The 24,262-nt window shown below is 41.4% G+C and carries 18 protein-coding genes; 8 read left to right on the forward strand and 10 right to left on the reverse strand.

The genetic code is table 11. The annotated features are described in order from the left end of the window. Positions 1 to 26: 26 nt before the first annotated feature. Entirely contained in the window at positions 27 to 1,943 is a 1,917-nt protein-coding gene (gene acs / locus HMAT_RS16320) for an acetate--CoA ligase (RefSeq protein ID WP_104383892.1), read from the reverse strand. Positions 1,944 to 2,128: 185 nt separating this feature from the next. Here acs and HMAT_RS16325 point away from each other — a divergent pair, with 185 nt between their 5' ends. Next, positions 2,129 to 2,995 carry a hypothetical protein gene (locus tag HMAT_RS16325; RefSeq protein WP_104383893.1) on the forward strand — a complete coding sequence of 289 codons (867 nt, stop codon included), beginning with the start codon at positions 2,129 to 2,131 and terminating at the stop codon, positions 2,993 to 2,995. Between the two features lie 55 nt (positions 2,996 to 3,050). Here HMAT_RS16325 and HMAT_RS16330 read toward each other — a convergent pair whose 3' ends face one another. The 3 genes from HMAT_RS16330 to rsmA are packed head-to-tail and all read right to left on the reverse strand — an operon-like array spanning position 3,051 to position 5,944. Continuing rightward, positions 3,051 to 3,980: an NAD(P)-dependent oxidoreductase gene (locus HMAT_RS16330; RefSeq protein ID WP_371412052.1), complete on the reverse strand. Its 930-nt coding sequence runs from the start codon at positions 3,978 to 3,980 to the stop codon at positions 3,051 to 3,053. Between the two features lie 4 nt (positions 3,981 to 3,984). After that, positions 3,985 to 5,163, reverse strand: coding sequence for an FAD-dependent monooxygenase (locus tag HMAT_RS16335; protein WP_104383895.1), 1,179 nt, complete (start codon positions 5,161 to 5,163; stop codon positions 3,985 to 3,987). 1 nt (position 5,164) lies between these two features. After that, the gene (gene rsmA / locus HMAT_RS16340) at positions 5,165 to 5,944 is read right to left on the reverse strand and encodes a 16S rRNA (adenine(1518)-N(6)/adenine(1519)-N(6))-dimethyltransferase RsmA (protein WP_104383896.1); all 780 of its coding nucleotides are present in this window, start codon (positions 5,942 to 5,944) and stop codon (positions 5,165 to 5,167) included. A 174-nt stretch (positions 5,945 to 6,118) separates the two neighbouring features. Between rsmA and pdxA the strand changes: the two genes are divergently transcribed. The 4 genes from pdxA to miaA all read left to right on the forward strand — a co-directional run bounded on the left by pdxA (position 6,119) and on the right by miaA (position 10,458). Next, positions 6,119 to 7,174 carry a 4-hydroxythreonine-4-phosphate dehydrogenase PdxA gene (pdxA, locus tag HMAT_RS16345; RefSeq protein ID WP_104383897.1) on the forward strand — a complete coding sequence of 352 codons (1,056 nt, stop codon included), beginning with the start codon at positions 6,119 to 6,121 and terminating at the stop codon, positions 7,172 to 7,174. A 241-nt stretch (positions 7,175 to 7,415) separates the two neighbouring features. Continuing rightward, complete coding sequence (locus tag HMAT_RS16350) at positions 7,416 to 8,849, forward strand: CCA tRNA nucleotidyltransferase (protein WP_104383898.1); 1,434 nt, start codon at positions 7,416 to 7,418, stop codon at positions 8,847 to 8,849. Between the two features lie 46 nt (positions 8,850 to 8,895). Continuing rightward, on the forward strand, positions 8,896 to 9,486 hold the full coding sequence (locus tag HMAT_RS16355) for a hypothetical protein (protein ID WP_104383899.1): 591 nt from the start codon (positions 8,896 to 8,898) through the stop codon (positions 9,484 to 9,486). A 45-nt stretch (positions 9,487 to 9,531) separates the two neighbouring features. Beyond that, complete coding sequence (gene miaA, locus HMAT_RS16360) at positions 9,532 to 10,458, forward strand: tRNA (adenosine(37)-N6)-dimethylallyltransferase MiaA (RefSeq protein WP_104383900.1); 927 nt, start codon at positions 9,532 to 9,534, stop codon at positions 10,456 to 10,458. 72 nt (positions 10,459 to 10,530) lie between these two features. On the opposite strand, the gene HMAT_RS16365 is transcribed toward miaA, so the two are convergent. The 4 genes from HMAT_RS16365 to recJ form a co-directional block, all read right to left on the reverse strand. Continuing rightward, positions 10,531 to 11,601: a branched-chain amino acid aminotransferase gene (locus HMAT_RS16365; RefSeq protein ID WP_104383901.1), complete on the reverse strand. Its 1,071-nt coding sequence runs from the start codon at positions 11,599 to 11,601 to the stop codon at positions 10,531 to 10,533. A 543-nt stretch (positions 11,602 to 12,144) separates the two neighbouring features. Further along, entirely contained in the window at positions 12,145 to 13,659 is a 1,515-nt protein-coding gene (locus HMAT_RS16370) for a GH3 auxin-responsive promoter family protein (protein ID WP_104383902.1), read from the reverse strand. An 18-nt stretch (positions 13,660 to 13,677) separates the two neighbouring features. Further along, a complete protein-coding gene (gene lptB / locus HMAT_RS16375) occupies positions 13,678 to 14,412 on the reverse strand; it encodes an LPS export ABC transporter ATP-binding protein (protein ID WP_104383903.1) in 735 nt (244 codons plus the stop codon). 223 nt (positions 14,413 to 14,635) lie between these two features. Beyond that, a complete protein-coding gene (recJ, locus tag HMAT_RS16380; protein ID WP_104383904.1) occupies positions 14,636 to 16,336 on the reverse strand; it encodes a single-stranded-DNA-specific exonuclease RecJ in 1,701 nt (566 codons plus the stop codon). A 114-nt stretch (positions 16,337 to 16,450) separates the two neighbouring features. Here recJ and HMAT_RS16385 point away from each other — a divergent pair, with 114 nt between their 5' ends. Continuing rightward, positions 16,451 to 17,230 carry an MBL fold metallo-hydrolase gene (locus HMAT_RS16385; RefSeq protein ID WP_104383905.1) on the forward strand — a complete coding sequence of 260 codons (780 nt, stop codon included), beginning with the start codon at positions 16,451 to 16,453 and terminating at the stop codon, positions 17,228 to 17,230. Between the two features lie 77 nt (positions 17,231 to 17,307). On the opposite strand, the gene HMAT_RS16390 is transcribed toward HMAT_RS16385, so the two are convergent. Together HMAT_RS16390 and HMAT_RS16395 are read right to left on the reverse strand one after the other, a co-directional pair. Beyond that, positions 17,308 to 18,930 (reverse strand): RagB/SusD family nutrient uptake outer membrane protein, encoded by a 1,623-nt coding sequence (locus HMAT_RS16390; protein ID WP_104384046.1) that lies wholly within the window; start codon positions 18,928 to 18,930, stop codon positions 17,308 to 17,310. Between the two features lie 13 nt (positions 18,931 to 18,943). Continuing rightward, complete coding sequence (locus tag HMAT_RS16395) at positions 18,944 to 21,973, reverse strand: TonB-dependent receptor (RefSeq protein ID WP_104383906.1); 3,030 nt, start codon at positions 21,971 to 21,973, stop codon at positions 18,944 to 18,946. Between the two features lie 480 nt (positions 21,974 to 22,453). Here HMAT_RS16395 and HMAT_RS16400 point away from each other — a divergent pair, with 480 nt between their 5' ends. Next, positions 22,454 to 22,933 carry a cation:proton antiporter regulatory subunit gene (locus HMAT_RS16400; protein ID WP_077438826.1) on the forward strand — a complete coding sequence of 160 codons (480 nt, stop codon included), beginning with the start codon at positions 22,454 to 22,456 and terminating at the stop codon, positions 22,931 to 22,933. A gap of 3 nt (positions 22,934 to 22,936) precedes the next feature. Continuing rightward, complete coding sequence (locus tag HMAT_RS16405; protein WP_104383907.1) at positions 22,937 to 24,178, forward strand: cation:proton antiporter; 1,242 nt, start codon at positions 22,937 to 22,939, stop codon at positions 24,176 to 24,178. Positions 24,179 to 24,262 lie beyond the last annotated feature (84 nt).

Raw genomic sequence — 24,262 nt, forward strand, 5'->3', positions numbered from 1 at the left:
TTCTTTTGTTATAAAGGTTGCAAAAACTATTTTTTTAAGCCTTCAGCACCTTGGATAATGCCTTCTACCACGGTTGGATCCTGTAATGTAGAAGTGTCGCCTAAATTGCTGATATCTCCTTCGGCAATCTTGCGTAGAATACGGCGCATAATCTTTCCGGAACGTGTCTTTGGAAGGTCATTGACAAACTGGATAATATCTGGTTTGGCAATAGGACCAATAATACGTGAGACAGTCTCCATGATATCTTTTTTGGTCGCTTCTGCATCCGTATGGTGATTGGCGATGACATAGGCATAGATACCTTGGCCTTTGACCGGATGCGGATAACCGACAATAGCGGATTCCACAACGTCAGCATGCATATTGATGGCATTCTCTACCTCCGCAGTACCGATACGGTGACCGGATACATTCAATACATCGTCCACACGGCCCGTGATTTTGTAATATCCTTCTGGACTACGGTAACAACCATCGCCTGTAAAGTACATGTCTTTATAAGTGGAGAAGTACGTTTGTCTACAACGATCATGATCTCCCCAAGTCGTCCGTAACATACCCGGCCAAGGGAATTTGATACATAGATTTCCCGTGACATCATTGCCTTCGATTTCTTTTCCATTCTCGTCCATCAACGCGGGTTGTATACCTGGCATTGGAAACATCGCATAACTTGCTTTTTCTGGTGTCACACCAGCCAATGAGGTTATCAGGTGACCTCCATTCTCCGTTTGCCAATAGGTATCCACGACTGGACAGTTCTTCTTTCCAACTTTCTCGTTAAACCAGTTCCAGGCTTCTTCGTTGATAGGTTCACCTACCGATCCAAGTACGCGCAGGGATGAAAGATCATTTTTATCGACAAATTCATCGCCAAAAGCCATTAAAGAACGCAATGCTGTAGGAGAAGTATAAATGATATTGACTTTAAATTTATCAACGATATCCCAGTAACGGCTGGCGTCCGGGAATGTTGGTATGCCTTCAAACATCAATGAAGTAGCACCTTGTGACAACGGTCCATAGACAATATAGCTATGGCCGGTGATCCATCCGATATCAGCTGTACAGAAAAATACATCATTGGGCTGATATTGGAAAGTATTCATAAAGGTGTATCCTGTATACACCATATAGCCACCACAGGTATGTACGACACCTTTTGGTTTGCCTGTGGATCCTGAAGTATAAAGAATAAATAAAGTATCCTCGGCATCCATTTCTTCAGCAGGGCAGGCCGGATTTCCTTGGGTCTCTACTTTCTTGATCTCGTCTTCCCACCATACATCACGGCCCTTGATCATAGATACTGGCGTACGTGTACGTGTTAATACAATGACTTTCTCTACAGTATCACATTGCATTAACGCATCATCAACAATATTTTTAAGGCCAATGGTTTTATTACCACGGTAACTGCCATCCGAAGTCACGATCAATTTGCATTCCGCATCCACGATACGATCCGCAATCGAACGCGCGGAGAAACCGCCAAAAACAACTGAATGGATAGCACCTATACGCGCACAGGCCAATACGGCAATTACCAATTCAGGTACCATCGGTAAATAAATACAGACCCGGTCGCCTTTTTTAATGTTGTTATTCTTTAATACGTTGGCAAATTGCTCGACCTTCTGTAACAATTGTTTATAGGAAAGGATGCGGTGTGCTTCATTCGGGTCATTTGGTTCCCAAATAATCGCAGGCTTATCGCCATTCGCATAAATATGACGGTCTAGGCAGTTTTCTGTAATGTTTAATTTTGCACCTTCAAACCATTTGATATTAGGTTCCTCAAAATTCCAGTTCAGCACTTTGTTCCATTTTCTCTTCCAGAAAAAATGATCCGCTATGCTCGCCCAAAACTCCTCTGGTTGTTCTACACTTCGCTTATATTCACTTTGATATTCTTCAAATGATTTTATTTGTAGGCTCATTGTTATAGGATTATTATGAATTATTTTAATTTATAAAGTTATCGTTGCGAAATTGTTTTTAATATTTCAATTTCGGTGTACAATTTAGCGGTTTTTGCCCATTTAATCAACAATTTCATGTTTAATATAATGTTAAACTACTTTTATCTATCAAGATTGTTATATTGCAGCAAGATTAAACAAGCATGTTGTTTCTAAGAAAGATATTCTATATCAGCATTTATACGAATATTTTAATTGCATTGGCCGCCATGGCGCAATGTGCACTGACCTATATTATATTTGAACGACCGATCAATTGGTCTATTGTCTTGGTCGAGGGCGCAGCAACATTATTACTCTATAATTTTAGCCTATGGTGGTCTAAGCCCAAGAACCCAAAAGAATCAAAATTTGCCCGCACACGCTGGATATTTAACAACGAGTGGGTGATGTGGTTAAATAATGTCATCGCATTGGCTATTCTTGGTTACTGTTTGTTCCATATTCATCGTTATTCATTTCTGTTTTTGGGCTTTATTGGAATCTTGAGCTTATTGTACGGAATGCCCTTGTTTACGTTCCATGATCGAAAGGTTGGGTTTCGGCAAATCCCCGGGGCTAAAATCTTTCATATCGCGCTAGTTTGGGTTTGCAGTAGCGTGATACTTCCCTATGTTGAACTGCTCAATATCGGTGACGCTATAGACCGTTGGGTGCTTGTTGCACTCTGTGTGTTGAAATTTATATTCTTGATTATTTGTACACTACCTTTTGATATCCGTGACATTCAACAGGATTCTTACTATCATCTGCGCACGTTACCCAATATATTGGGGGAGCAAAAGGCGAAAAATCTTACTTATACGCTGTTGCTATTACATAGTATACTGATCCTTGTTGCACCCTATTTGTTATGGATCAAGTTAGGACTGATCTTAACCAATATACTGATATATACACTCCTAAAACTCGCAGTCTTTAAAACGAAAGATCACTACCATTATGCCTATTTGTTGGATGGTAGCCTTGTACTTCAATTTTTGATCGTAGCGTTGTTTAGCATTTGGTAGGTAGTCGAAAGGGGAGGTAATTGGAGGGTCTTGCGACTACAGGCTATCATTTTTTTTAATGCGTTTCCTGAAGCTTTAAAAATGCAATAATCTTTTCTGCGGCAACTGCTGACAACTTATAATAGCTTTCAAATGTCCAGCCCGCTACGTGTGGGGATAGTATCACATGATCTCGACGAATGAGTTCTTGATACCAAGTCTGTTCAGCAAGTTTGGGGAATTTTTCAACAGGAAGTACATCAAAGGCTGCACCGAGGATGCTGCCCTTATCAAGACCGTTTAATACCGCCGGGACTTGTACAATGCCGCCTCTTGCGCCTAATAGAAAGAATATAGGTTTGTTAAACTTCGATAAATAGGCATCATCAATCATTCCCTTTGTTTCGGCTGTCAAGGGGATATGGAAACTAATAATATCGGCTTGTTCGTAAATATTTTCCATACTGGCCTCCACTGCATAGTGGTCGGTATAATTTGTCCGGTATTTATCGTAAGCCAGTACGTTTACCTCAAAGCCAGAAAGCTTTTTAGCCATCGCCATGCCATTGTGCCCATAACCGACCAAACCAACGGTACGACCTTTAAGTTCGTATCCACGGTTGGCCTCGCGCAACCATTGGCCGGTTCTCACTTGTTGATCGCTGCGGTTGAGGTTGTTCATCAAGCTTAACAACATGCCGATCATGTGTTCGCCCACCGCATCCCGGTTACCTTCGTTGGCTGGAATTAATGTAATCTGTTGCTGGGCGGCAATTTCATCATCGATATTATCCATTCCGGCTCCTGCTCGGGCGATGAAACGCAAGTTAGGAGCTGAATCAAAGAAAGCTTTGTCGACCTGGAACTTAGAGCGGATAACCATGCCTGAATAGTTCGCAATGATTTTTTCCGTTTCTTCGCGGTCAATTTCAGGTTGGTAGTCATAGGCAATCCCTGCCTGTTCAAATTTCTCCAACATAATTTCGTGGATGTCATCGACAATCAAAATTTTAGCTTTCATGATTACGGTTGATTTGCATAAAGTCTACTGACAGTAGTTTGTTTAACTGTTGTTGCTTGAGTCTATTCGTCATGATTTTCATGATGAAATTGCGCATACTGATCAAAAACGGGTTCTCCCATTGAGCGATTTTCCCAATCTGCCAAGAGGTATTGCTGATATAATTAACACGGTCCAACCGCCGCGCTTCAAATCGGGTGAAACCCTGTTGGATGGAGGCCGCTGTTTTCAGTTCATCCAGTAGCACGGCAACATCTTCTATGGCTTGGCAGGCACCTTGTCCTAAATTCGGCGTAGTGGCATGACCGGCATCTCCGAGTAAAAGGATATTATCAAAAGCAAGCTGTTGTAAGGGGGCAATATCTATAATGTCATTCCAGATCAAATCAGTATCTTGTGTTTCCGATAAAATAGTTGGAATTGGAGCATGATAATCTTTAAAGTTATTCACTAATTCAGCTATACCCCAGTTTTTCAAGATCGGGTTTTGCTGAGGGCTATTGATACAAGCGTACCAATAAATGCGGTCGCCTACAAGCGGTGTCATGCCAAATCTGCCCTTTACTCCCCATGTTTCGGTGCTTTTTTTTAGCTGGATGCTACTGTTATCTATTGTTGCGCGCCAGCAGGTGTAGCCTGAATAACGGGGGGCGGATGTTGGGATCAGCTGCTGACGTAAAAGTGAATGTACGCCATCGGCAACTAATAATGCGTTGCCTATTGCTTGGGTGCCATCGGTAAAGTGAATATGGATCTGTTCACCTTGACGTTCAAAGGAGGTAGCACGCTTGCCAAGATGAACTTGCCTGCCCGGAATCTTTGATAAAAGAAATTGGTGTAGGTCTGCCCGATGTATCGCAAAATTGTCCTGTTGGTATTTTTGACTGATTGATTTTGTGTTCGGTTCGACCAAAATATTTCCTTTTTGGTCCAGAACATTGTAGGATTCAAGATAATGTCCAATTTGGCTGATTTCTTCTTTGAGTCCCAGGTGATCTAGCGCCTGCATGGCATTGGCAGCAAGGCCAAATCCCGCTCCTATACCTTTAAGTTCAGAAACACTTTCATAGATATGGGCTTCAATACCCAGTTGCTGGAGGCCTATTGCTGCACATAATCCAGCGATCCCGCCACCAACAATGATAAAAGTGTTATCTGTCGGCTTCATATTAAAGGCAGTTTGCAATCTCGTTTGTCAAGCTGACGAAGTCATCTACGGTCAATCGTTCCGCCCGTAGCTCATACAGCGGATTGTCCGACATCTTATCTTTTGGCACAACGCCTGAGAGCGAGTTGCGCAAGGTTTTGCGACGTTGATTGAATCCCGCTTTTACCACTCGCCAAAACAGCTTCTCATCACAGGCCAATTGCTCGCGGTCATTTCGGGTCATGCGAATGACTCCTGACAATACTTTTGGTGGTGGGTTAAATGCACCGGCCTTTACGGTAAAAAGATATTCTACTTTATAGTATGCCTGTAAGAACACGCTCAGGATGCCATATTCTTTACTGCCCGCTTTCGCTGTACAGCGCTCAGCGACCTCTTTTTGAAACATACCTGTCATCTGAACAACACGTTGACGCTCGTCCAGAATTTTGAAGAGGATCTGTGAGGAAATATTATAGGGGAAGTTGCCGATGACAGCCATTTTTTCACCGAAATATTGTGAAAAGTCAAGGTTTAGAAAATCGCCATGGATCAATCTTTTTCCCAATTGCGGGTATTTGTCATCCAAATAAGCAATCGATTCATCATCAACATCGATCAGATAGGTCTCATATTCTTCTTTCTGTAATAGAAAATCCGAAAGGACCCCCATTCCCGGACCGACTTCGAGTACTTGGCTGAAACCCAATTTAGGATCCAATGCCTCTACAATACGTTGTGCGGCATTCTTATCGTTTAAGAAATGCTGCCCTAAATGTTTTTTTGCTCTAACTGTACTCATGATGCAAAATTAGAAATTTAAAAGCTTTATAAAGTAAAAAGTAAAAAGTAAAAATTCAAAAGGGCAGAAAGTTTTTAGGCCAGAAGCTTGTTCGTCCAAAATCGTAATACGCATATCTAAACTACTCAATACTAAAAAAAAATCCCTATTTTTGAGTCAAAGCATTTAAAAAGGATGAGTGATAAACTAAAAATCGGAATTACCGTAGGAGATATTAACGGCATTGGACTTGAAGTGATTATTAAGTCATTGGTAGATCAACGTATGTGCGATTTTTTTACGCCGATTGTTTATGGAAATACAAAAGTGGCCTCTTTTCACCGGAAAGCGATAGGAGTAAACGATTTTAGTTTTAACGTAATTAATGATGCTGATCAGGCCCATTCTAAACGGGCGAATATGATCAATTGCTGGCAGGAAGATGTTAAAATCTCTTTGGGTGAGGAAAATGAAATTGGAGGTAAATATGCTTTTTTGTCTCTGGAGCGAGCGATTGACGATTTAAAAGCCGGTAAAATTGATGCATTGGTGACTGCGCCGATCAACAAACATAATATTCAACAGGAAGGATTTCAATTTCCGGGGCATACCGAATATTTGCAGGCAAAAGTTGAAGCTGACGATGTACTGATGTTTATGGTCTGTGATGAACTGCGCATTGGTGTGGTGACGGGACATATCCCTTTACACGATGTGGCTACTAGTATCACAGAAGAAGCAATTTTGAAAAAGCTGGTTCTGATGAATGAATCTTTGAAAAAGGATTTCTGGGTAGAGAAGCCCAAAATAGCCGTTTTGGGACTTAACCCACATGCTGGCGATCACGGGATTATCGGGACTGAAGACGACCAGATTATTCGGCCAACGGTTGAAAAAGCAAATGAACAGGGAATTTTCTGTTTTGGTCCTTATCCAGCAGATGGTTTCTTCGCAAAGGGCGCTTATGAGAAGTTTGATGCGGTGCTGGCCATGTACCACGATCAGGGACTTATTCCTTTCAAACATATCGCCAAAGGTGGTGGTGTAAATTATACTGCTGGATTACCTATTGTGCGTACTTCGCCGGATCACGGTACAGGCTACGATATTGCCGGGAAAAATCTGGCTTCACCGAGTTCATTTGTAGAGGCGATTTTTACGGCGGTCCATATTGTGAAACGCCGTCGGGAACAAGCTGAATTATTGAAAAACCCATTGGCATTCCGCAAATTGTCCAAAGACCGGGATTAGGCCTATAATAATTGCTGATTTTTTTGATATAGGGTTACATAAGTCAAGTTATGCCGATGACGAGAACCATAGCCTTCATCAAGGCACTATATAATGATTTTAGCTTGACAAGGTAAAACACGAGTCGTATCTGTGTACAGCTTGTACGATCAAAATCTCAATTCTGATAGCTCAATACTTAATACTAAAAAAAAGTATTACTTTTGCAAACTGTTTGGTTTTTTAACCCACTGTTCTAACTATGTGCGATAATTTACAACATCCAATATTTTCTATCATCAAAGAGCTCGCCGAGCAGACAAATACAGCATGTTATGTCATCGGAGGTTATGTGCGTGACTATATTATGAAGCGTCCATTCAAAAATGATGTGGATATTGTTGTGGTGGGAAGTGGTATTGAATTTGCAACTTTACTCGGTGAGAAACTTCATGCTAAAGTGGCGGTCTATAAGAATTTTGGTACCGCAATGTTGGTGTTTGAGGGATTGAACGTGGAATTTGTGGGAGCAAGGCGGGAGTCATACCGTGCAAACTCCAGAAAACCGATCGTAGAAGACGGGACCTTGAGCGATGATCAGAATCGTCGTGATTTTACCATCAATGCCATGGCATTTTCGCTAAATAAGGACGATTATGGAACCCTATTGGATCCATTTGATGGTGCAAAGGATCTCGAACACCGTGTTATCCGGACGCCCCTCGATCCAATTGAAACTTTCTCGGATGATCCCCTACGTATGATGCGTGCGATCCGTTTCGCAACTCAACTAAATTTTAAGATTGATATTGAGGCTATTAAAGCGATAACGGAAACGAAGGAACGTATCAAGATCATTTCGAAGGAACGGATTATCGACGAAATCAATAAGATTATTCTCTCAGCTAAGCCTTCAGTGGGGTTTAAATATCTTTTTGATACAGGCCTGTTAGAATTAATTTTCCCGGCCATGTACAACCTGCATGGTGTTGACATTATTGACGGAAAAGGACATAAGGATAATTTCTACCATACATTGGAAGTTTTGGATAATGTGTGTGAACTGTCAGATGACCTCTGGTTACGATGGGCTGCTATTATGCACGATATTGCCAAACCGGCGACAAAACGTTTCGATAAGAAATTGGGCTGGACGTTTCATGGACATGAAGACCGCGGTGCACGGATGGTGCCGAAGCTTTTTGCCGAACTGAAATTGCCATTGAATGAAAAGATGAAATTTGTACAGAAACTTGTACAATTGCATCTTCGTCCGATTGTACTGGCGCAGGATATTGTCACCGACTCGGCCGTTCGACGTTTATTATTTGAGGCCGATGATGACATTGATGCCCTGATGATGTTGTGTCATGCAGACGTGACAACGAAAAACGAGTTTAAAAAGAAAAAGTACCGCCAGAATTTTGAACTTGTCAAGCAAAAGCTAAAGGACGTTGAAGAACGTGACAAGATTAGAAATTGGCAGCCGCCTATCAGTGGTGAAGACATTATGACACTTTTTGGATTGACACCCGGACGTGTTGTTGGACAGTTGAAAAATCTGATCCGCGAAGCTATTTTGGAAGGTGATATTCCCAATTCCCGGATCGAAGCCTATCAATATTTAGTTCGTAAAGCTGAAGACATGGGCTTGGAGGTCAAGCAAGAAATCCCGTTGGAAATTTCCAATTCTTAAAATATAGTATTAATTTTAAACTGCTAAAAAGAAGAATACATAAAAGATGGCAATTTATAGATTTAGAGTTACTTTTGAAGATTATGAAGATGTATATCGCGAAATTGATATGCCTTCCAAAAGTACATTTTTAGACATGCATGAGGAAATCCATAAAACGACAGGTTACGCGCCGGATGCTTCTTCCTCTTTCTATGTGAGCAATGATCAGTGGAAAAAAGGAACGGAAATTGCTTTTAAACCCGCGCAGCGTAAGAAAGATGCGGAAGTTTTGTTGATGGAGAATATTCGCCTGAGCAAGTTTATTGATGATCCACACCAAAAATTTTATTACATCTATAACTTTGACCGTCCTTATGATTTTCAGGTGGAACTGATCAAAATTTTGAAGGAAGAAGCAGGTAAAGATTATCCCGCTCTGTTCAAGTCAATCGGTCAGGTACCTAAAACAATGACTGCTGCTAATTTCCCGGTGTCTGATGCTGTTGAGGAAGATGATTATGTTGAAGAAGATGATACACAATACGGTGTGGATGACGAGGATGAATTGGATGGATTTGATAGCGACGGCGAAGATGAAGAGGGAGAAGCTGAAGAGGAGCGTGAAGAATCAAGCGGCTACGAAGACGAATATTAATTGAAAATGCCTTCAATGCGGATTTAAGCATCTGAAGCACATATTATGGCAAAAAAGAAAACACTGATAGCCATTGTAGGTCCGACTGCTGTTGGAAAAACTGCAATGGCTATTTCATTGGCCCAATATTTTAAAACCGAAATCATTTCTGCCGATTCCCGACAGTTTTATCGGGAGATGACCATCGGTACGGCTAAGCCGGATGCAAAAGAACTGGACAGTGCTCCACACCACTTTATAAATTCGCATTCCATTAGCCAGGATTATTCTGCAGGCGATTTTGAGCGGGAAGCTTTGCTCAAGCTGAATGAACTTTTCATGCAGCATGATGTCGTTATTATGGTGGGCGGATCTGGATTATTTGTACGTGCACTCTGTGAAGGTCTGGATGATCTCCCCAAAGCCGGGGAAGAGGTGCGTGAAAGGCTTAACAGCGAAATGGCGCAATTGGGTATCGAGCGGATGAAGGAACGCTTAAAAGCAATTGATCCCGCCTACTATGAGGTGGCGGACATAGATAATCCACAGCGTGTCGTTCGTGCCCTCGAAGTGTTTGAAGCAACAGGCAAACCCATGTCCTTTTATCATAAGAAAGATGTCGATAAAAGACCGTTTGATATTCTGACGATAGGATTAAATATGGAGCGTTCCCAATTGTATGCACGGATCAATCTTCGGGTAGATCGTATGATGGAAACTGGCTTGCTGGAGGAGGTAAAATCGTTGGTTCCTTTTAGAAGCAAACCAGCGTTGCTGACAGTAGGTTACGCCGAATTGTTTGACTATCTCGACGGAAATATCTCCGTGGAAGATGCTGTGGACAAAATTAAACAAAATTCGAGGCGTTATGCCAAGCGGCAGATCACCTGGTTTAAAAAATATGGTGATACTGTCTGGTTTCAGCCTACTGAGACGGCGGATATCATTGATTTTATACAGACTAAACTTCTTGACGGTAAAAAGGGAAATTAATCAACCCTATCGCATGAAAAAGGGCAGTTGGTGATCATCACCAGCTGCCCTTTTTTATTAGGGATTACCCGTTTATTTCACCAAGTAGTTCCATCCAAATGAATCGGCTAATTTACCATAGCGCAATTCATTCAGGTAATTTAATACTTTATTGGAAAACTCGCGGCCTTCCACCGGAGGCAAGTTATAGTCTTGTCCTTCAAAACCGATACGGCTGATGTGTGTTATCGTTGCAGCTGTTCCAGCGGCAAATGCCTCAGTTACTGTTCCTGATTTGATGCCATCGATAAGCTCCTGAACGGATACTTTTCGCTGTTCGGTTTTATATCCCCATTTCTCTGCTAATTCCATAATGGTACGGCGGGTTACACCATGTAAGATGGTATCACCATGCGGCGTGATAATAGTATCGCCAATGCGGAAAATCAGGTTTGCAGTGCCGGCCTCTTCAATATATTTGTGTTCAGCCGCGTCAGTCCACATAATTTGATCGTAGCCTTCATCATTAGCCAATTGGGTTGGGTAAAGCGACAATGCATAATTACCGGCATTTTTCGAAAATCCAACACCGCCTTCGGCTGCACGCGTATAGTAAGTTTCAACTTTTAAGCTAATTGGTTTACTATAGTAAGCACCTACTGGTCCCGTGATAATGATAAATTTGTAGGATTTAGATGGATGTACACCCAAAGCGGCTTCGGTACCGAACATAAATGGGCGGATATATAAAGAAGAACCTTCTTTAGCAGGAACCCAATTCCGGTCAATATCCAATAGCTTGCTCAGTCCATCCATGAAAATTTCTTCGGGAACCTCAGGCATCTGAAGGCGAGACGCTGATTTGTTAAATCTTTCCCAGTTTCTATCCGGACGAAAGATGCTCACCGTACCATCTGCAAATTTATAAGCTTTAATACCTTCAAATATCGCTTGACCATAATGTAAAGCAGACATCGAAGGACTGATACTGATATCTCCATAAGGGACGATGCTGACATCTTTCCATTCACCATCATCATAGTCAGCGACCAGCATGTGGTCGGATAATATCTTTCCGAATTTTAGATTGTCGAAATCTACTTGCGAGAGTCTTGAATTTTGAGTTGGCTCTACGCGAATTGAATAGTTCTCTGTCGCGTTCATCTTATTTTTTAATTACTTAGGCTAAGTTAGGAAAAATTGAAATATAAACCGCACTTTGTCTGGATAATTTCCCGCTCGGCAAGATGCCTTTTATTTCGGACAGTCATTCTCCAAATGACTACACTTTTTATATGAAAATGAAAGATTTGACTAGTAAATTTTCAGGATTTGTCTATTATTAATTAAATGTATTAATTTTGTATTAATTAATACAGCTTCCGTATTTATGGCATAAAGTTTGGCAATAAAGAATGCGGCCATGGATGGGCATTTGGTTCGCTTTACGCTATAAAATCACTTATCATAAAATAAACTTAGTATGGAATTGACTCACAGTCTTAACAAAAGCAATGAAGTAACATCGGGTGAAACTCGCGAATTGTTACAGCGTGATGTTGAAATTCAAAAGAAAGGTATTTCTGTGAATTTTATCCTTGGTTTTTTTGTGTTTTTGTATAAAACCGCAATTAAACCCTAAAATGAAGAGATTAGCCAAAAATGTACTTGAAATTTTGGCTAATCTCCACAAGGATAAACCGCTTGTTAGTCTTGTAAAATCTTCAAAAGCGGGTCAAGATATTCTCTATTATTGCTTAACCTTGGGACCTTATTCTGTCCACCTAACTTACCTCTGGATTTCATCCATTTATAGAAAGTATCCGATGGTGCATTATGGACAATTGGTGGTCTTAACGCCATGTTCTTAAATCGTTTTGCATCGTAATCGGAATTGATTTCCCTCAATTTCGCATCCAATATATCACAAAAACGCTCAAAATCATTGGGCTGCTGTTCAAATTCGATGACCCATTCGTGCGCTCCGGCTTCTGCATCCTTAAAATATACAGGTCCGGCGGTGTAATCTTTGATACGTGCATTTGTTAGCTTGCTTGCTTCCGCCAATGCTTGTTCGGCATTGTCAACGATCACTTCTTCTCCAAATGTATTGATGTATTGTTTTGTGCGCCCTGATATCTGAAAACGGTAAGGTGATAGGGATGTAAACTTGATGGTATCGCCTATCTTATAACGCCATAGTCCAGCGTTGGTGGATATGATCAAAGCATAGTTCTTACCGATTTCCACTTGATCCAGGCGTAGCGTTGTTGGGTTTTCCTCATGCATTCTTTCCACTGGAAGGAATTCATAATAGATCCCATAGTCCAGCATCAGCAGAAGGTCTTCGGAATCCGATTCGTCCTGTAAACCAAAATATCCCTCCGAGGCATTGTAGTTTTCTAGATAATACATCTTGTCTGAAGGAATCAGCTTGTGGAATTGCTCGCGGTAAGGTTTGAAACTCACGCCACCGTGACCATAAAATTCCAGATTTGGCCATACCTCCAATAAATTGTCCTTGCCCGTGATTTCCAAAATACGTTTGGCCATCACAATATTCCAGGTTGGCACACCTGCTAGACTCGTTACATTTTCCTTAATGGTTATTTGGGCTATCTGTTCAATTTTCTCTTCAAAATTGGGATTTAAGGTCACCTCCATATTCGGAGTCCGCTTAAATTCTGCCCAAAAAGGTAGATTACGGATCAGGATCGAAGATAGATCCCCATAATAAGAGTCGGGGCTGAAGTTGTTGATCTGGGAAGAGCCACCGATGACAACTGATTTTCCTGTGAAAACACGGTTTTCGGGTCTATTGTGGCAGTAGATGGTCAACATGTCCTTGCCACCCTGAAAATGACATTCTTCCAAAGCCTCTTCACTGACGGGGATAAATTTGCTACGGTCAGAGGTTGTTCCCGAAGATTTTGCAAACCATTTGATGTCCGAAGGCCACAGAATATTCTGCTCACCTTTGATCATACGGTCTACATAGCCTTTGATATCGTCATAGTCCTGTATAGGTACACGTTCTTTGAATATTTCGGGTGTGAGTATACTTGTGTAATCGTATTTCTTTCCCCATTCTGTTGCCTCTGCGGTAGCAATTAAACTCTGGAACCATTCTTCTTGTACATCGTGCGGATATTTCATGAAAAGCTCGATCTGGTGAATTCTTTTTTTCATGAACCAAGTAAAAATGGAGTTTAATAAGGCCATAGGGGTATTCTTTTTGCTTTAAAATTTTTTCCTTCTCAATTCAAAATGACGACCAAGATAGAATTTTCGTGCGAGCTCATTATCGGCAATCTCTTCAGGTGTGCCGGTCAGCATGATTTTTCCTTCGGTCAAAAGATAAGCTCTATCCGTAATGGATAAGGTTTCCTGTACGTTGTGGTCCGTAATTAGGATGCCAATGTTGCGCGTTTTGAGTTTGGCAACGATCGTTTGTATTTCCTCTACGGCAATAGGGTCGACCCCTGCAAATGGTTCATCCAGAAGGATAAATGATGGATTTGCCGCTAATGCCCTAGCGATTTCCGTACGGCGGCGTTCCCCTCCTGACAAAAGATCACCTCTGTTTTTACGAACGCGATGGAGGCTAAATTCGGATAACAACTCCTCCAGCTTGGCCATACGTTCTTCTTTATTGGGGTAGTGGATCTCCAATACAGCAAGAATATTATTCTCCACGGATAACTTGCGGAAAACAGAAGCTTCCTGAGCCAAATAACCTATTCCGCGTTGTGCACGTTGGTACATTGCATCTTGTGTGATTTCTTGATCATCCAAGAATACTTTTCCTTCATTGGGTTTGATCAGACCCACAATCATATAGAAAGAGGTTGTTTTACCGGCACCATTTGGTCCTAATAATCCAACGATTTCCCCTTGCTCCACATGAAAGGATACATTGTTTACAACTGTGCGTTGTTTATATTTTTTTATGAGATGTTCTGCCTTTAAAATCATCTTCTTGATTTATCTTGTCGCTATAAATTGCTGCTCTATGTGCTCCCTCAAAAAACAGATCAAACTGAATTTGATGCGGAATCGCTGTTGGAGCATTTTGATGCAAATCTATGGTAAATATATTTAATATCTTCTTAGTATTAAGTATTTAGATCGTAGTATTTAGACTGCTGTAATGCTTTATGTTTAAGAATCTAAGTACACATATTCAGATAACAACATACTAATATCGAATTCCCTTGATGTTAAGCTGTAGGTTTCTCTTGTTGCGCCACACGTTTTCCTCGATACTATAACAGATATCGAAACTCTGGCCTGAATTGATAAGATTGATGTGTTCGGCCAATCCGAAACCGATACAGTCAAAAGGGGCAGAGTCTTCCTGAACCACAGTCATCTTTAAATGATTTGTTCCGACGGGGAAAGCCGAACCTACCGAACTTACCTTCTTACTCAGGAAAATCGGTGCTTCATTCTGTGGACCAAATGGTTCAAACTGCTGGAGTATGCGGAAAAACTTTGCGTCGATATCCTTTAAATGAAGTTTGGCGTCGATCAGGATTTCCTGTGTCAGCATCTCCGGACTGATCCTTCGGGCCACCACCTCTTCAAAGCGATCCTGAAACAGACTTACATTGTCAAGTGACATGGTTAGTCCAGCGGCGTATTTATGTCCTCCGAACTGTTCGAGCAGGTCCGCACATTCGTTTAGGGCCTCATATAAATCAAACCCGATCACCGAACGGCAAGATCCTGCGATATGACCATTTGTTTCTGTCAATATAATGGTCGGGCGGTAATATTTTTCAGTCAACCGGGAAGCAACAATGCCAATGACACCTTTATGCCAGTCTGCTTTGTATAATACGGTAGATTTTCGACTTTTAAGTACGATATTTTCTTCAATCAGAGCCAGCGCCTCCTCGGTTATCTTCAGGTCAAAATCCTTACGGACATTATTTTGGTCATCGATACTCGAACTAAAATCTTTGGCCTCCTGTAAGGATTTTGAAATTAATAATTTAACAGCATCCTTGGCATGGTCGATCCTTCCAGCGGCATTGATCCGCGGGCCGATCTGAAAGACAATATCATTGACCGTGAAGGTCTTTGTTCTATTATTGGAAAGGTCAATCAGGGCTTTTAGTCCAACACAAGGGTTGGTGTTGAGTTTGATCAATCCAAAGTGGCTTAAGATTCTATTCTCACCAGTAATTGGGACGATATCTGATGCTATACTCACTGCAACCAGATCCAAAAATTGATAACAGGCATTGATATCCATGCCATTGGTCAGGATGAAAGCCTGAATGATCTTGAATCCGATGCCACAACCCGAAAGTTCTTTATACGGATAATCACAATCGACACGCTTTGGATCTAACACTGCGAATGCCTTCGGAAGTTCTTCTCCCGGCAGATGGTGGTCGCCGATGATAAAGTCTATCCCTTTGCTGTTGGCATACTCAATCTTATCAATGGCCTTTATGCCACAATCCAATGCGATAATTAAAGTAAATCCGTTTGCAGCAGCATAATCAATGCCTTGCGTAGAGATACCATAACCCTCCGCATAACGGTCGGGAATATAAAACTCAAGCTGACTATGGAATTCTCTGAAAAAGCTGTAGACTACAGCTACGGCAGTTGTGCCATCGACATCGTAGTCACCATAGATTAGAATTTTTTCTTTGTTGCCAATGGCCTGAATGATTCGGGATATGGCTTTCTCCATATCTTTCATCAAGAATGGATCGTGCAAGTCAGACAATTGTGGTCTAAAAAACTGTTTTGCTTCATCAAAACTTCCAATTCCCCTGCTGACGAGCAACTCTGTTAATACAGCGTTGATATTTAATTCCTCGCGCAGTTTGTTGGTTATTTTGACATCAGTTTTAGATTTTAGTACCCACCTTTTTTGCATATCTTTGCACAATATTTTAAGTGTAAATATACGTTTTAAGGCTGGACTTACCTAATTCCTAAACCTGGTATTGACCATCTGTTGCTTAACGTTCATATTCCCAATGTTTTAAATATGGTACAGGCATATTCTTTATATGAAGGTTCTTTTTCCGTTGATAAAAGTCGAAAATTCGTTCCCTTTGATCCGCTTGTAGATGATCCAAAAGATCGTCCTGGATCCATGTTTATCCATGTACATCCTTTTTTGATCAAAACAGAATCAGATATTGTGATCTGTGATACCGGCCTGGGGCATACGGATGGCCGTGGTGTTCTGAAGCTGTACAATAACATCCGCAAATTAGGTTACGAACCCGGTGATGTAAAATATGTATTGATGTCACATCTGCATAAGGATCATGCGGGCGGTATGGTAAAGATGGAAGGTGGATCGCCCCGTATTGCATTTCCGGAGGCTGAATATATTGTACAAAGGGGCGAATGGGAGGATGCCTATTCTGGTATCTCCAGTTCGTATCGTACAGAGATTTTTGATGTTGTCCAACGGAGCGGAAACCTTGTGTTGGTCGAGGGGGAAGGAAAAATAAATACTGAAATCAGCTATGTGCATAATGGCGGACATACACCAAATCACCAAGCATTTCACATCCGAACAGGAGGAGAACATTATTTTTTCGGCGGCGATGTATTACCTGAGCCTGAGGAAATTTTTCATAATTACGTGGCTAAATATGATTTTGATGGTCGACGCTCCAAAGAATTGCGCCAAGCTTATTGGGCGGAAGGCGCTCCAGAAGGTTGGACCTTTTTATTCTATCACTCCAAAAACATAACCATTGGCTGTGGCCAACTGCGGCCCGATGGAAGTTATAAGCTGGTTGAAGCACAATAACGCGAGCGAAAATGGATGATATATCAACCAAAAAGCCTCATAGATTTTAGGTTCTATGAGGCTTTTTTATCTAAGCTTTAATATCCGGCATTCTGCGGGAAAGCAGCGCCAGTATTGCTGTCAATGACTTCCTGTGGAATAGGCCAAAGAATAAATTCTTTCTTGACCACATCTTTAGATTGCGGATTAAGTGTTTGTACACGGCGTAGGAAGATGTCGGCCCCGAAACGAGATAACGTCATTCTGCGCATTTCTTCGCCCATAAGCTCTCTTGCGCGCTCATCCAATATAAAATCTTCGTTGATTGCCGAGGCATTTATGGGAGACGCTTTGGCACGGGCACGCACGGCATTGATGGCATCTTTCGCAAAGTCAGGTTTATTCGCTCGCATATAAGCTTCAGCCAGTAAAAGATAGGTTTCTGCCAATCGTATTTTAACCCGATCCTTCATATTGCCTTCAAATGCCGGGTTTGCAGCCGTTTTTCCATAGAAGAACTTGGTAATTGTTGGAAACACATTTCCCGAAGCGATGATGGCATCGGTCAGCACAATTTTCTTGCCATATAGCTCTGGAACAGAAGGGTCATTATAATACCAGTCCCGCTTGATATTGTAAGGTGAATTTCTGACATCTTGTTTTTCATAACTATCCAGCCACCATTGGTAAGGACGTACGTGGCCAAGGCCCCTTCCGCCAAGTGAGTCAGCAAGGACAAAACCTTTTTGTTGTGAATAAAAGGGTACCCATGCGCGTTTGCTCCAATCCGTATAATTGTCTCCACCACCTTGGGTATTATATTCCAGCTGGATTGCCCAAATGGTTTCTTGATTACCAGATGAACGATTTTGATTGTTTTCGATAAACATATCGTGGAAATAGTCACCAGCTTTATCTTTCTCAGCCCCAAAGCGTTGATCATTCAGCTTAAAGTAGCCACTTTGAATGACTTTATTTGCTGCTTCCACGGCCAGATCAGGCTGTCCTGCTTCGATATAGGCTTCTGCTAGGTAATGTAACGCGGCCCATTTTGTCAATTGCCCCTCCTGTACAGTTCCTGGGTTGTTAGGAAGGTTGTCTCCAGCGTACTTAAGGTCATCGATCATATGTGCCAAGACTTCAGCTTTGGGTGTACGGGTAAAATCGCGGCGCGGTGTTGCAGATACCTTGTCTACCCAAGGCACATCTCCATATAGGTTGATCAGATAACGGTAGCTATAAGCACGGAAGAAACGAGCTGTAGCTTCTACACGTTTTGGATCATTCTCTTTGTCTGTCCATTGGATCGTGTTTTTAGTTAATGCTTCCAGGATAATATTGGTATTTCCGATAAAACCATAGGCATACTTCCAATAATTGCGCACATAAGACGAAGCCGGGTTAAGGCTATAATTGCTAAAAGGCGCTAAAGTCGCATCGGTTCCCGTGGTTTTGATCGCTACAATGTCTGTACCGACCTGTAGGGCCTCCTGCGGAGTAGCTCCCTGAGAGAATATACTGCCGTTCCAGGTCCAGAATTCCATCCGAGCATAAGCGTAAAGACCATTCAATCCAGTTTCGAAGCCTTTGGTGTTAATATAAGTATTGTCTGGCGACTGAAAACTGCTGGTATCTTCGTTTAAAAAGTTTTTGCTGCAGCCGATAAAGATTAAGCTTATACCGGCAACGACTGCATATAAAGTTGTATTTCTTTTCTTCATGATGTAGAGATGTTTAAAATTGGACATTTAATCCCAATGAGAATGTTCTGGCGACAGGATAAGGGTAGGCGATATTGGTCGTAGTTGGATTTCCCGTTGTTGAACTGACACCCAATGCTTCCACATTGTATCCTTTTATTTTGGAGAATGTATAGATATTACGGGCGTTAATAAATGCTCTAACAGAGGAAAGATTTAATCGCTTTAAAAAATCACCTTCAAAAGTATAGCCCAGGCTCAAATCGCGAATTCGCCAATATGCTGAATTGATGTAGTAGGTATGGTTGTTAACAGGTGTGTAACCCGGAGACGGTATATCTGTGTTTGGGTTTTCTGGCGTCCAGTAAGACATATCTGCGAGATAATTAGCACCATTATTAGGTAGAAAACGTTCTATATTTTTAAAGTCATCCACTTTTGTGCCGCCAAAAGCACCGTTCATAAAAATAGAAAGAGAGAAGTTTTTGTAGGTAAAATCATTGCCGATGCCAAGGGTATAAGGTGAAATCTTGTTGCCCATGACTGTGCGGTCATTCGCATCTATTTTTCCATCGTTATTTAAATCCGCTAATTTTGCATCACCTGGTTTTGCTTTTGGCTGATAAGAGTTTGCAATATCGTCACCTTCCTGCCATACCCCGATTACTTTGTAATCATAAAAAATGCGTATTGGTTTGCCAATAAGCCAGGCATTGGTCAAATCATCCTTTCCATCTGCTCGCAATTTCGTTATCTTATTGTTGTTGTATGCAAAATTAACCGTTGTATTCCATTGGAAATTGTCATTTTTGATGTTAACGGCGTTCAAAGTGACTTCAAATCCCTTGTTGGAAGTTTCACCAATATTATTCAAAATGGTATTATAGCCATTCATCACCGGAACTTGCTCGCTCAGTAAGAGATCTGTTGTCTTGGATGTATAATAATCAATCGTTCCAGAAAGACGATTTTTAAGAATGCCGAAATCTAAACCAAGGTTTAAGGATGAGGTAGTTTCCCAAGTCAAATTGCTGCCGCGTCCATTGAAATTCATCACTAACCCTTTGACAGGATCTAATCCATATATGTAGTCTACATTTGTCAAGCGATCATAGGTCTGGTAGGGAGACACGGCCTGGTTCCCGTTTTTACCATACGAAGCACGTAGTTTTAGCAAATCAAAGTAGTCTTGTACATTACCTTCTTTGGAAATGACCCACGCTCCGGCGACGGAAGGGAAAAAGGCATACCTGTTATCAATGGAAAAAGCGCTATAACCATCCGAACGACCTGTTAAAGTTAGTAAGTAGCGATCTTTGAATGCATAGTTGATCCGTCCCATATAGGAAATCATGGCCGTGTTTTCAAGCTTAGATTCCATTTTTAAGTTTTTGGAAGCAGAAGCCATGTTGTTGTAACCTGCGTCGGAAACAAAATCATCTCCAGTCATTTTGGATGTCTTGAGGTTAGTCTTTTGAGAGGAATAAAGTCCCACCACGTTAATTTTATGGTCGCCAAAAGTGCGGTCATAAGTCAGGAGATTTTCCCATGTCCAATCCCAGAAATGATCATTTTTTATTTCTCCCCGTCCATTCACACCACGGCCTGTTAAAGTATTTGAACCATAGTAGGAGTTTTCATTGATATTTCTGTAGTTCGTACCAAATGTAGACTTAAAGCTTAGTCCTTCAATCGGAAGCTTGACATCTATCCAGGAGTTTGCATAAAGAGTCCGTCTAGTTTCATCCCATTGACCATTTTCGTCTGCGAATGGGTGGCCCCATAATGTTTGTGCATACATTGGATAGGTGACAGCTGTACCGTTTTCATCCCTGTTTTTGCTATAAGGAGCTAGTTTTACCACGCTTTCTAGGTTGGGTTGTATACCATCCCGGTTGCCCTGTGAAGCCTGCATGGTCAAGCCCAATTTGAGCCATGAATTTAGGCTTTGATTGAGATTTAGATTGACATTGTAGCGTTCGTATGGTGTGTTTTTGACCACACCATCCTGATTGAGGTAACTTACTGATGCATAATAATCAGATTTGTCAGTACCGCCAGAAAAACTGAGCTGATGTTCGTGCATTGGAGCGGCATTATTAAAGGCTTCATTCTGCCAATTGACTTCTTCACCTTTCTTATACTGTTCCAAGACATTCGCAAAAAGGTAGTTTTCGGGATTAAGCTGATCTCCTGTATTGCCTTTAGAGGCTTGATAGTCGCGCATAAACTGAATGTATTGAGGGCCATTCATCAATTTCAGGCGACGTTCTACACTCTGGAGCCCAAAATAACCATTGTAATTGATGCGCGCTTTTCCGGCAGCGCCTTTTTTGGAAGTAATCAAAATGACCCCATTTGCGGCACGTGATCCATAGATCGCTGTAGATGACGCATCTTTCAGTACGGAAATGCTGGCAATGGTATTGGATGAGATATCTCCAAGTGAACCACTAAAAGGAATTCCATCTAAGATAATCAAGGGTGAATTGGAAGCAGAGATAGAATTTTCGCCACGAATATTGATCGCTGCGGTTTCTCCTGGCTTGGCATTTCCAGAATTGATCGATAAGCCGGAGACTTTGCCCTGTAGCTTATCGACGATGTTCGGAGAATTGATCCGATCTAAAGACTTAGCTTCCACAGTAGCAACGCTACCGGTAAGGTCGCTTTTCTTCTGTTTACCGTAACCAACAACGACAACTTCTTCCAGCATGTCTTCGGATTTTTTCAGGATTACTTGAGCTACTTGGGAAGCTGGTAGTTCTTGTGCAATAAATCCAATGGAATTAAAGACCAATGTGGCATTTTGTGATGTGACTGTTAGTGTAAATCCTCCATCTTGTCCAGTAGTGGTGGCTGCAGTTTTACCTTTCTCTGATACTGTGACACCGCTAATAGGTTTTCCCGTTTCGTCTACCACTTTTCCCGAAATGGATTGTTGAGGGACAACTTGGACAATGGCTGTCCTAGCATTATTAGGAAGCGCTGCTACATAAAAAGGCGCTGCTACTGAAAGAATTGTTAAGGGTGTCAGTAGAATGAGATGACTCTTTTTGACCATAGTGTGTAATTTAGATTCGCTAGTTTTAATGGCGACAAGTATAAAGAAATTAAGCGGTGCCGTTTCTTTGCATCTTTGAACAAACGATTGCACGAACTACGAAAACGTTATAGAAATTCATCTTTGTAATAAAAATGTGAATATTTGATTTTAATAACCTTAACTAATATTTGAACCCGAAAATTGACTGCGATAAAGAAATTATAGTGTTTTTGAGTTCCTGTAAGGAATAGCTTATTTAGGGTTGGGCCGGAACGGTCTTTCAATCATGTATAGGATGACCTTATGCATTTGAGATAAAATGGAATGCATAAAAACTCGTTTTTCTGATCTTTTTTTAGTATTTTGGGGTGATCTGCTTATTTATATCCCTTTTCATCGCGCGAAGAGGATTCGTTTAAGATTGAATTTTTGGTTAAATTTGTTTTTAGTAAAATAGCGTTTCGCTATTATTATTGGTATTTATTTAAATAGAAGATTATGTCTATTGTAAGAGAATCCGATCTGATTGGAATTGGAAAGAAATTTCAAATTGAAACCGATGCGGGAGACAATATGGTTGTTGTGATCCACGATGATGGTCGACGGGAACTGTATCGTTATGATGATGAGGAGCATGAATCACGTTGTGTGATGACACTTAATGATGATGAGTCTCGTCAGATCGCGGGTATTATAGGCGGTCTTTCCTATAAACCCAAGGCATTGGAAACAATTGAAGTGGCTTTGGATGACTTGCGTATCGAATGGTACAAGCTCGAAGGCAAATGGGAAGGGGCTGGGAAAACGATCGGTGAATTGGAGGTACGGCAACGTACAGGAGCGTCCATCATTGCCGGGATCAGAGATGATGAAACGGTCATCAACCCAGGACCATCTTATCTGATTACTCCGGGAACGACTTTGGTCATTGCTGGAAAGAAAAACAACATCAAACTTTTAAAGGAAATTTTACTGTAATCTATGCTATCACATACCCTAATATTGGAAATTGGAATCGCAGTCGGACTTGTTGCTATTGTTGGATTGATTGCCAACAGGCTTAAGTTTTCCGTTATTCCTTTTTTCATTATTATAGGGATGGTTTTGGGGCAGCATGCACCTCAGATAGGATTGGTAGACCTGACATTTACAGAAAGCAAACCCTTTATCGACTTTATGGGCCGGCTAGGGGTATTGTTCCTCTTGTTCTATTTGGGACTCGAATTTTCAGTTAATCGACTGATTAAATCCGGTAAAGCTATTGTAACTGGAGGAACAATCTATGTGCTGCTCAACTTTACCTCGGGATTATTGATCGGGTGGTTGATGGATATGCCTTTTAAGGAGATGATGGTGCTTTGTGGTATCATGACCAGCTCTTCGACAGCAATAGTTGCTAAGGTACTCACTGACCTTAAACGAACGGCAAATCCAGAGACAGAGGTGATTATGGGAATGATCATGTTTGATGATCTGTTTATTGCCATGCACATTTCCTTTCTTTCAGGATTGATATTAACAGGTAGCAGCTCCTTTTGGGCGGTAGCAGGGACTTCCTTGCTGGCATTGGGCTTTATCCTAGCTTTTTTGGTTTTGGGACGCAAGTTGGTACCAGCCATAGACCGTTTATTAAAGGAAAAGACTTCCGAATTATTTATATTGGTCATCTTTGCCCTGCTTTTTATCGTTGCCGGATTTTCGGAGACCATCCATGTTGCTGAGGCAATAGGCGCATTGATGGCAGGATTGGTGTTGGCAGATTCGCAGTACATTAAGAAAATTGAAGCGATGGTACTCCCTTATAAGGATTTTTTTGGAGCAATGTTTTTCTTTAGCTTCGGACTCTCTATTGATATCATGTCCTTGGGTGGAGCGGTATTCTGGGCCTCAATAGCTGCTTTGGTGACGATAATGGGAAATCTGGCCTCAGGTTATTTCGCTGCGAAATTTTCCGGGATGAAACCGAAAACATCCTTTGACATTGGTTTTACCCTCTCTGCACGTGGAGAGTTTTCGATTATCATGGCAAATATCGGTAAAGCGGGGGCTTTGCTCCCTGTTATCCAATCATTCGTTGTGGTTTACGTTTTGATCCTTTCCATTGTGTCACCGCTCTTGACCAAAGAATCCCGCAATCTGTGGAAATTACTCTTTGGAAGTGATGCCAATACAGCCAAACCCCTGAAGAAATTGAGCGACCTGGAAAATAATAGTACTGGATAATTCTAATGCTATTTTTTTCGCACTGATCGCTAGCAAGCACGATATACTTAAAAAAATAGCATCATCATAAAAATGCCTCCTATA

Origin of the sequence: Sphingobacterium sp. HMA12, from assembly GCF_002933815.1 — a bacterium.
Taxonomy (GTDB): Bacteria; Bacteroidota; Bacteroidia; order Sphingobacteriales; family Sphingobacteriaceae; genus Sphingobacterium.

Coding starts and splice junctions, on each gene's coding strand:
- acs (WP_104383892.1), bottom strand. CDS start 1,943: ATGAGCCTACAAATAAAATCATTTGAAGAATATCAAAGTGAATATAAG.
- HMAT_RS16325 (WP_104383893.1), top strand. CDS start 2,129: ATGTTGTTTCTAAGAAAGATATTCTATATCAGCATTTATACGAATATT.
- HMAT_RS16335 (WP_104383895.1), bottom strand. CDS start 5,163: ATGAAGCCGACAGATAACACTTTTATCATTGTTGGTGGCGGGATCGCT.
- rsmA (WP_104383896.1), bottom strand. CDS start 5,944: ATGAGTACAGTTAGAGCAAAAAAACATTTAGGGCAGCATTTCTTAAAC.
- pdxA (WP_104383897.1), top strand. CDS start 6,119: ATGAGTGATAAACTAAAAATCGGAATTACCGTAGGAGATATTAACGGC.
- HMAT_RS16350 (WP_104383898.1), top strand. CDS start 7,416: ATGTGCGATAATTTACAACATCCAATATTTTCTATCATCAAAGAGCTC.
- HMAT_RS16355 (WP_104383899.1), top strand. CDS start 8,896: ATGGCAATTTATAGATTTAGAGTTACTTTTGAAGATTATGAAGATGTA.
- miaA (WP_104383900.1), top strand. CDS start 9,532: ATGGCAAAAAAGAAAACACTGATAGCCATTGTAGGTCCGACTGCTGTT.
- HMAT_RS16365 (WP_104383901.1), bottom strand. CDS start 11,601: ATGAACGCGACAGAGAACTATTCAATTCGCGTAGAGCCAACTCAAAAT.
- HMAT_RS16370 (WP_104383902.1), bottom strand. CDS start 13,659: ATGGCCTTATTAAACTCCATTTTTACTTGGTTCATGAAAAAAAGAATT.
- lptB (WP_104383903.1), bottom strand. CDS start 14,412: ATGATTTTAAAGGCAGAACATCTCATAAAAAAATATAAACAACGCACA.
- recJ (WP_104383904.1), bottom strand. CDS start 16,336: ATGCAAAAAAGGTGGGTACTAAAATCTAAAACTGATGTCAAAATAACC.
- HMAT_RS16385 (WP_104383905.1), top strand. CDS start 16,451: ATGGTACAGGCATATTCTTTATATGAAGGTTCTTTTTCCGTTGATAAA.
- HMAT_RS16390 (WP_104384046.1), bottom strand. CDS start 18,930: ATGAAGAAAAGAAATACAACTTTATATGCAGTCGTTGCCGGTATAAGC.
- HMAT_RS16395 (WP_104383906.1), bottom strand. CDS start 21,973: ATGGTCAAAAAGAGTCATCTCATTCTACTGACACCCTTAACAATTCTT.
- HMAT_RS16400 (WP_077438826.1), top strand. CDS start 22,454: ATGTCTATTGTAAGAGAATCCGATCTGATTGGAATTGGAAAGAAATTT.
- HMAT_RS16405 (WP_104383907.1), top strand. CDS start 22,937: ATGCTATCACATACCCTAATATTGGAAATTGGAATCGCAGTCGGACTT.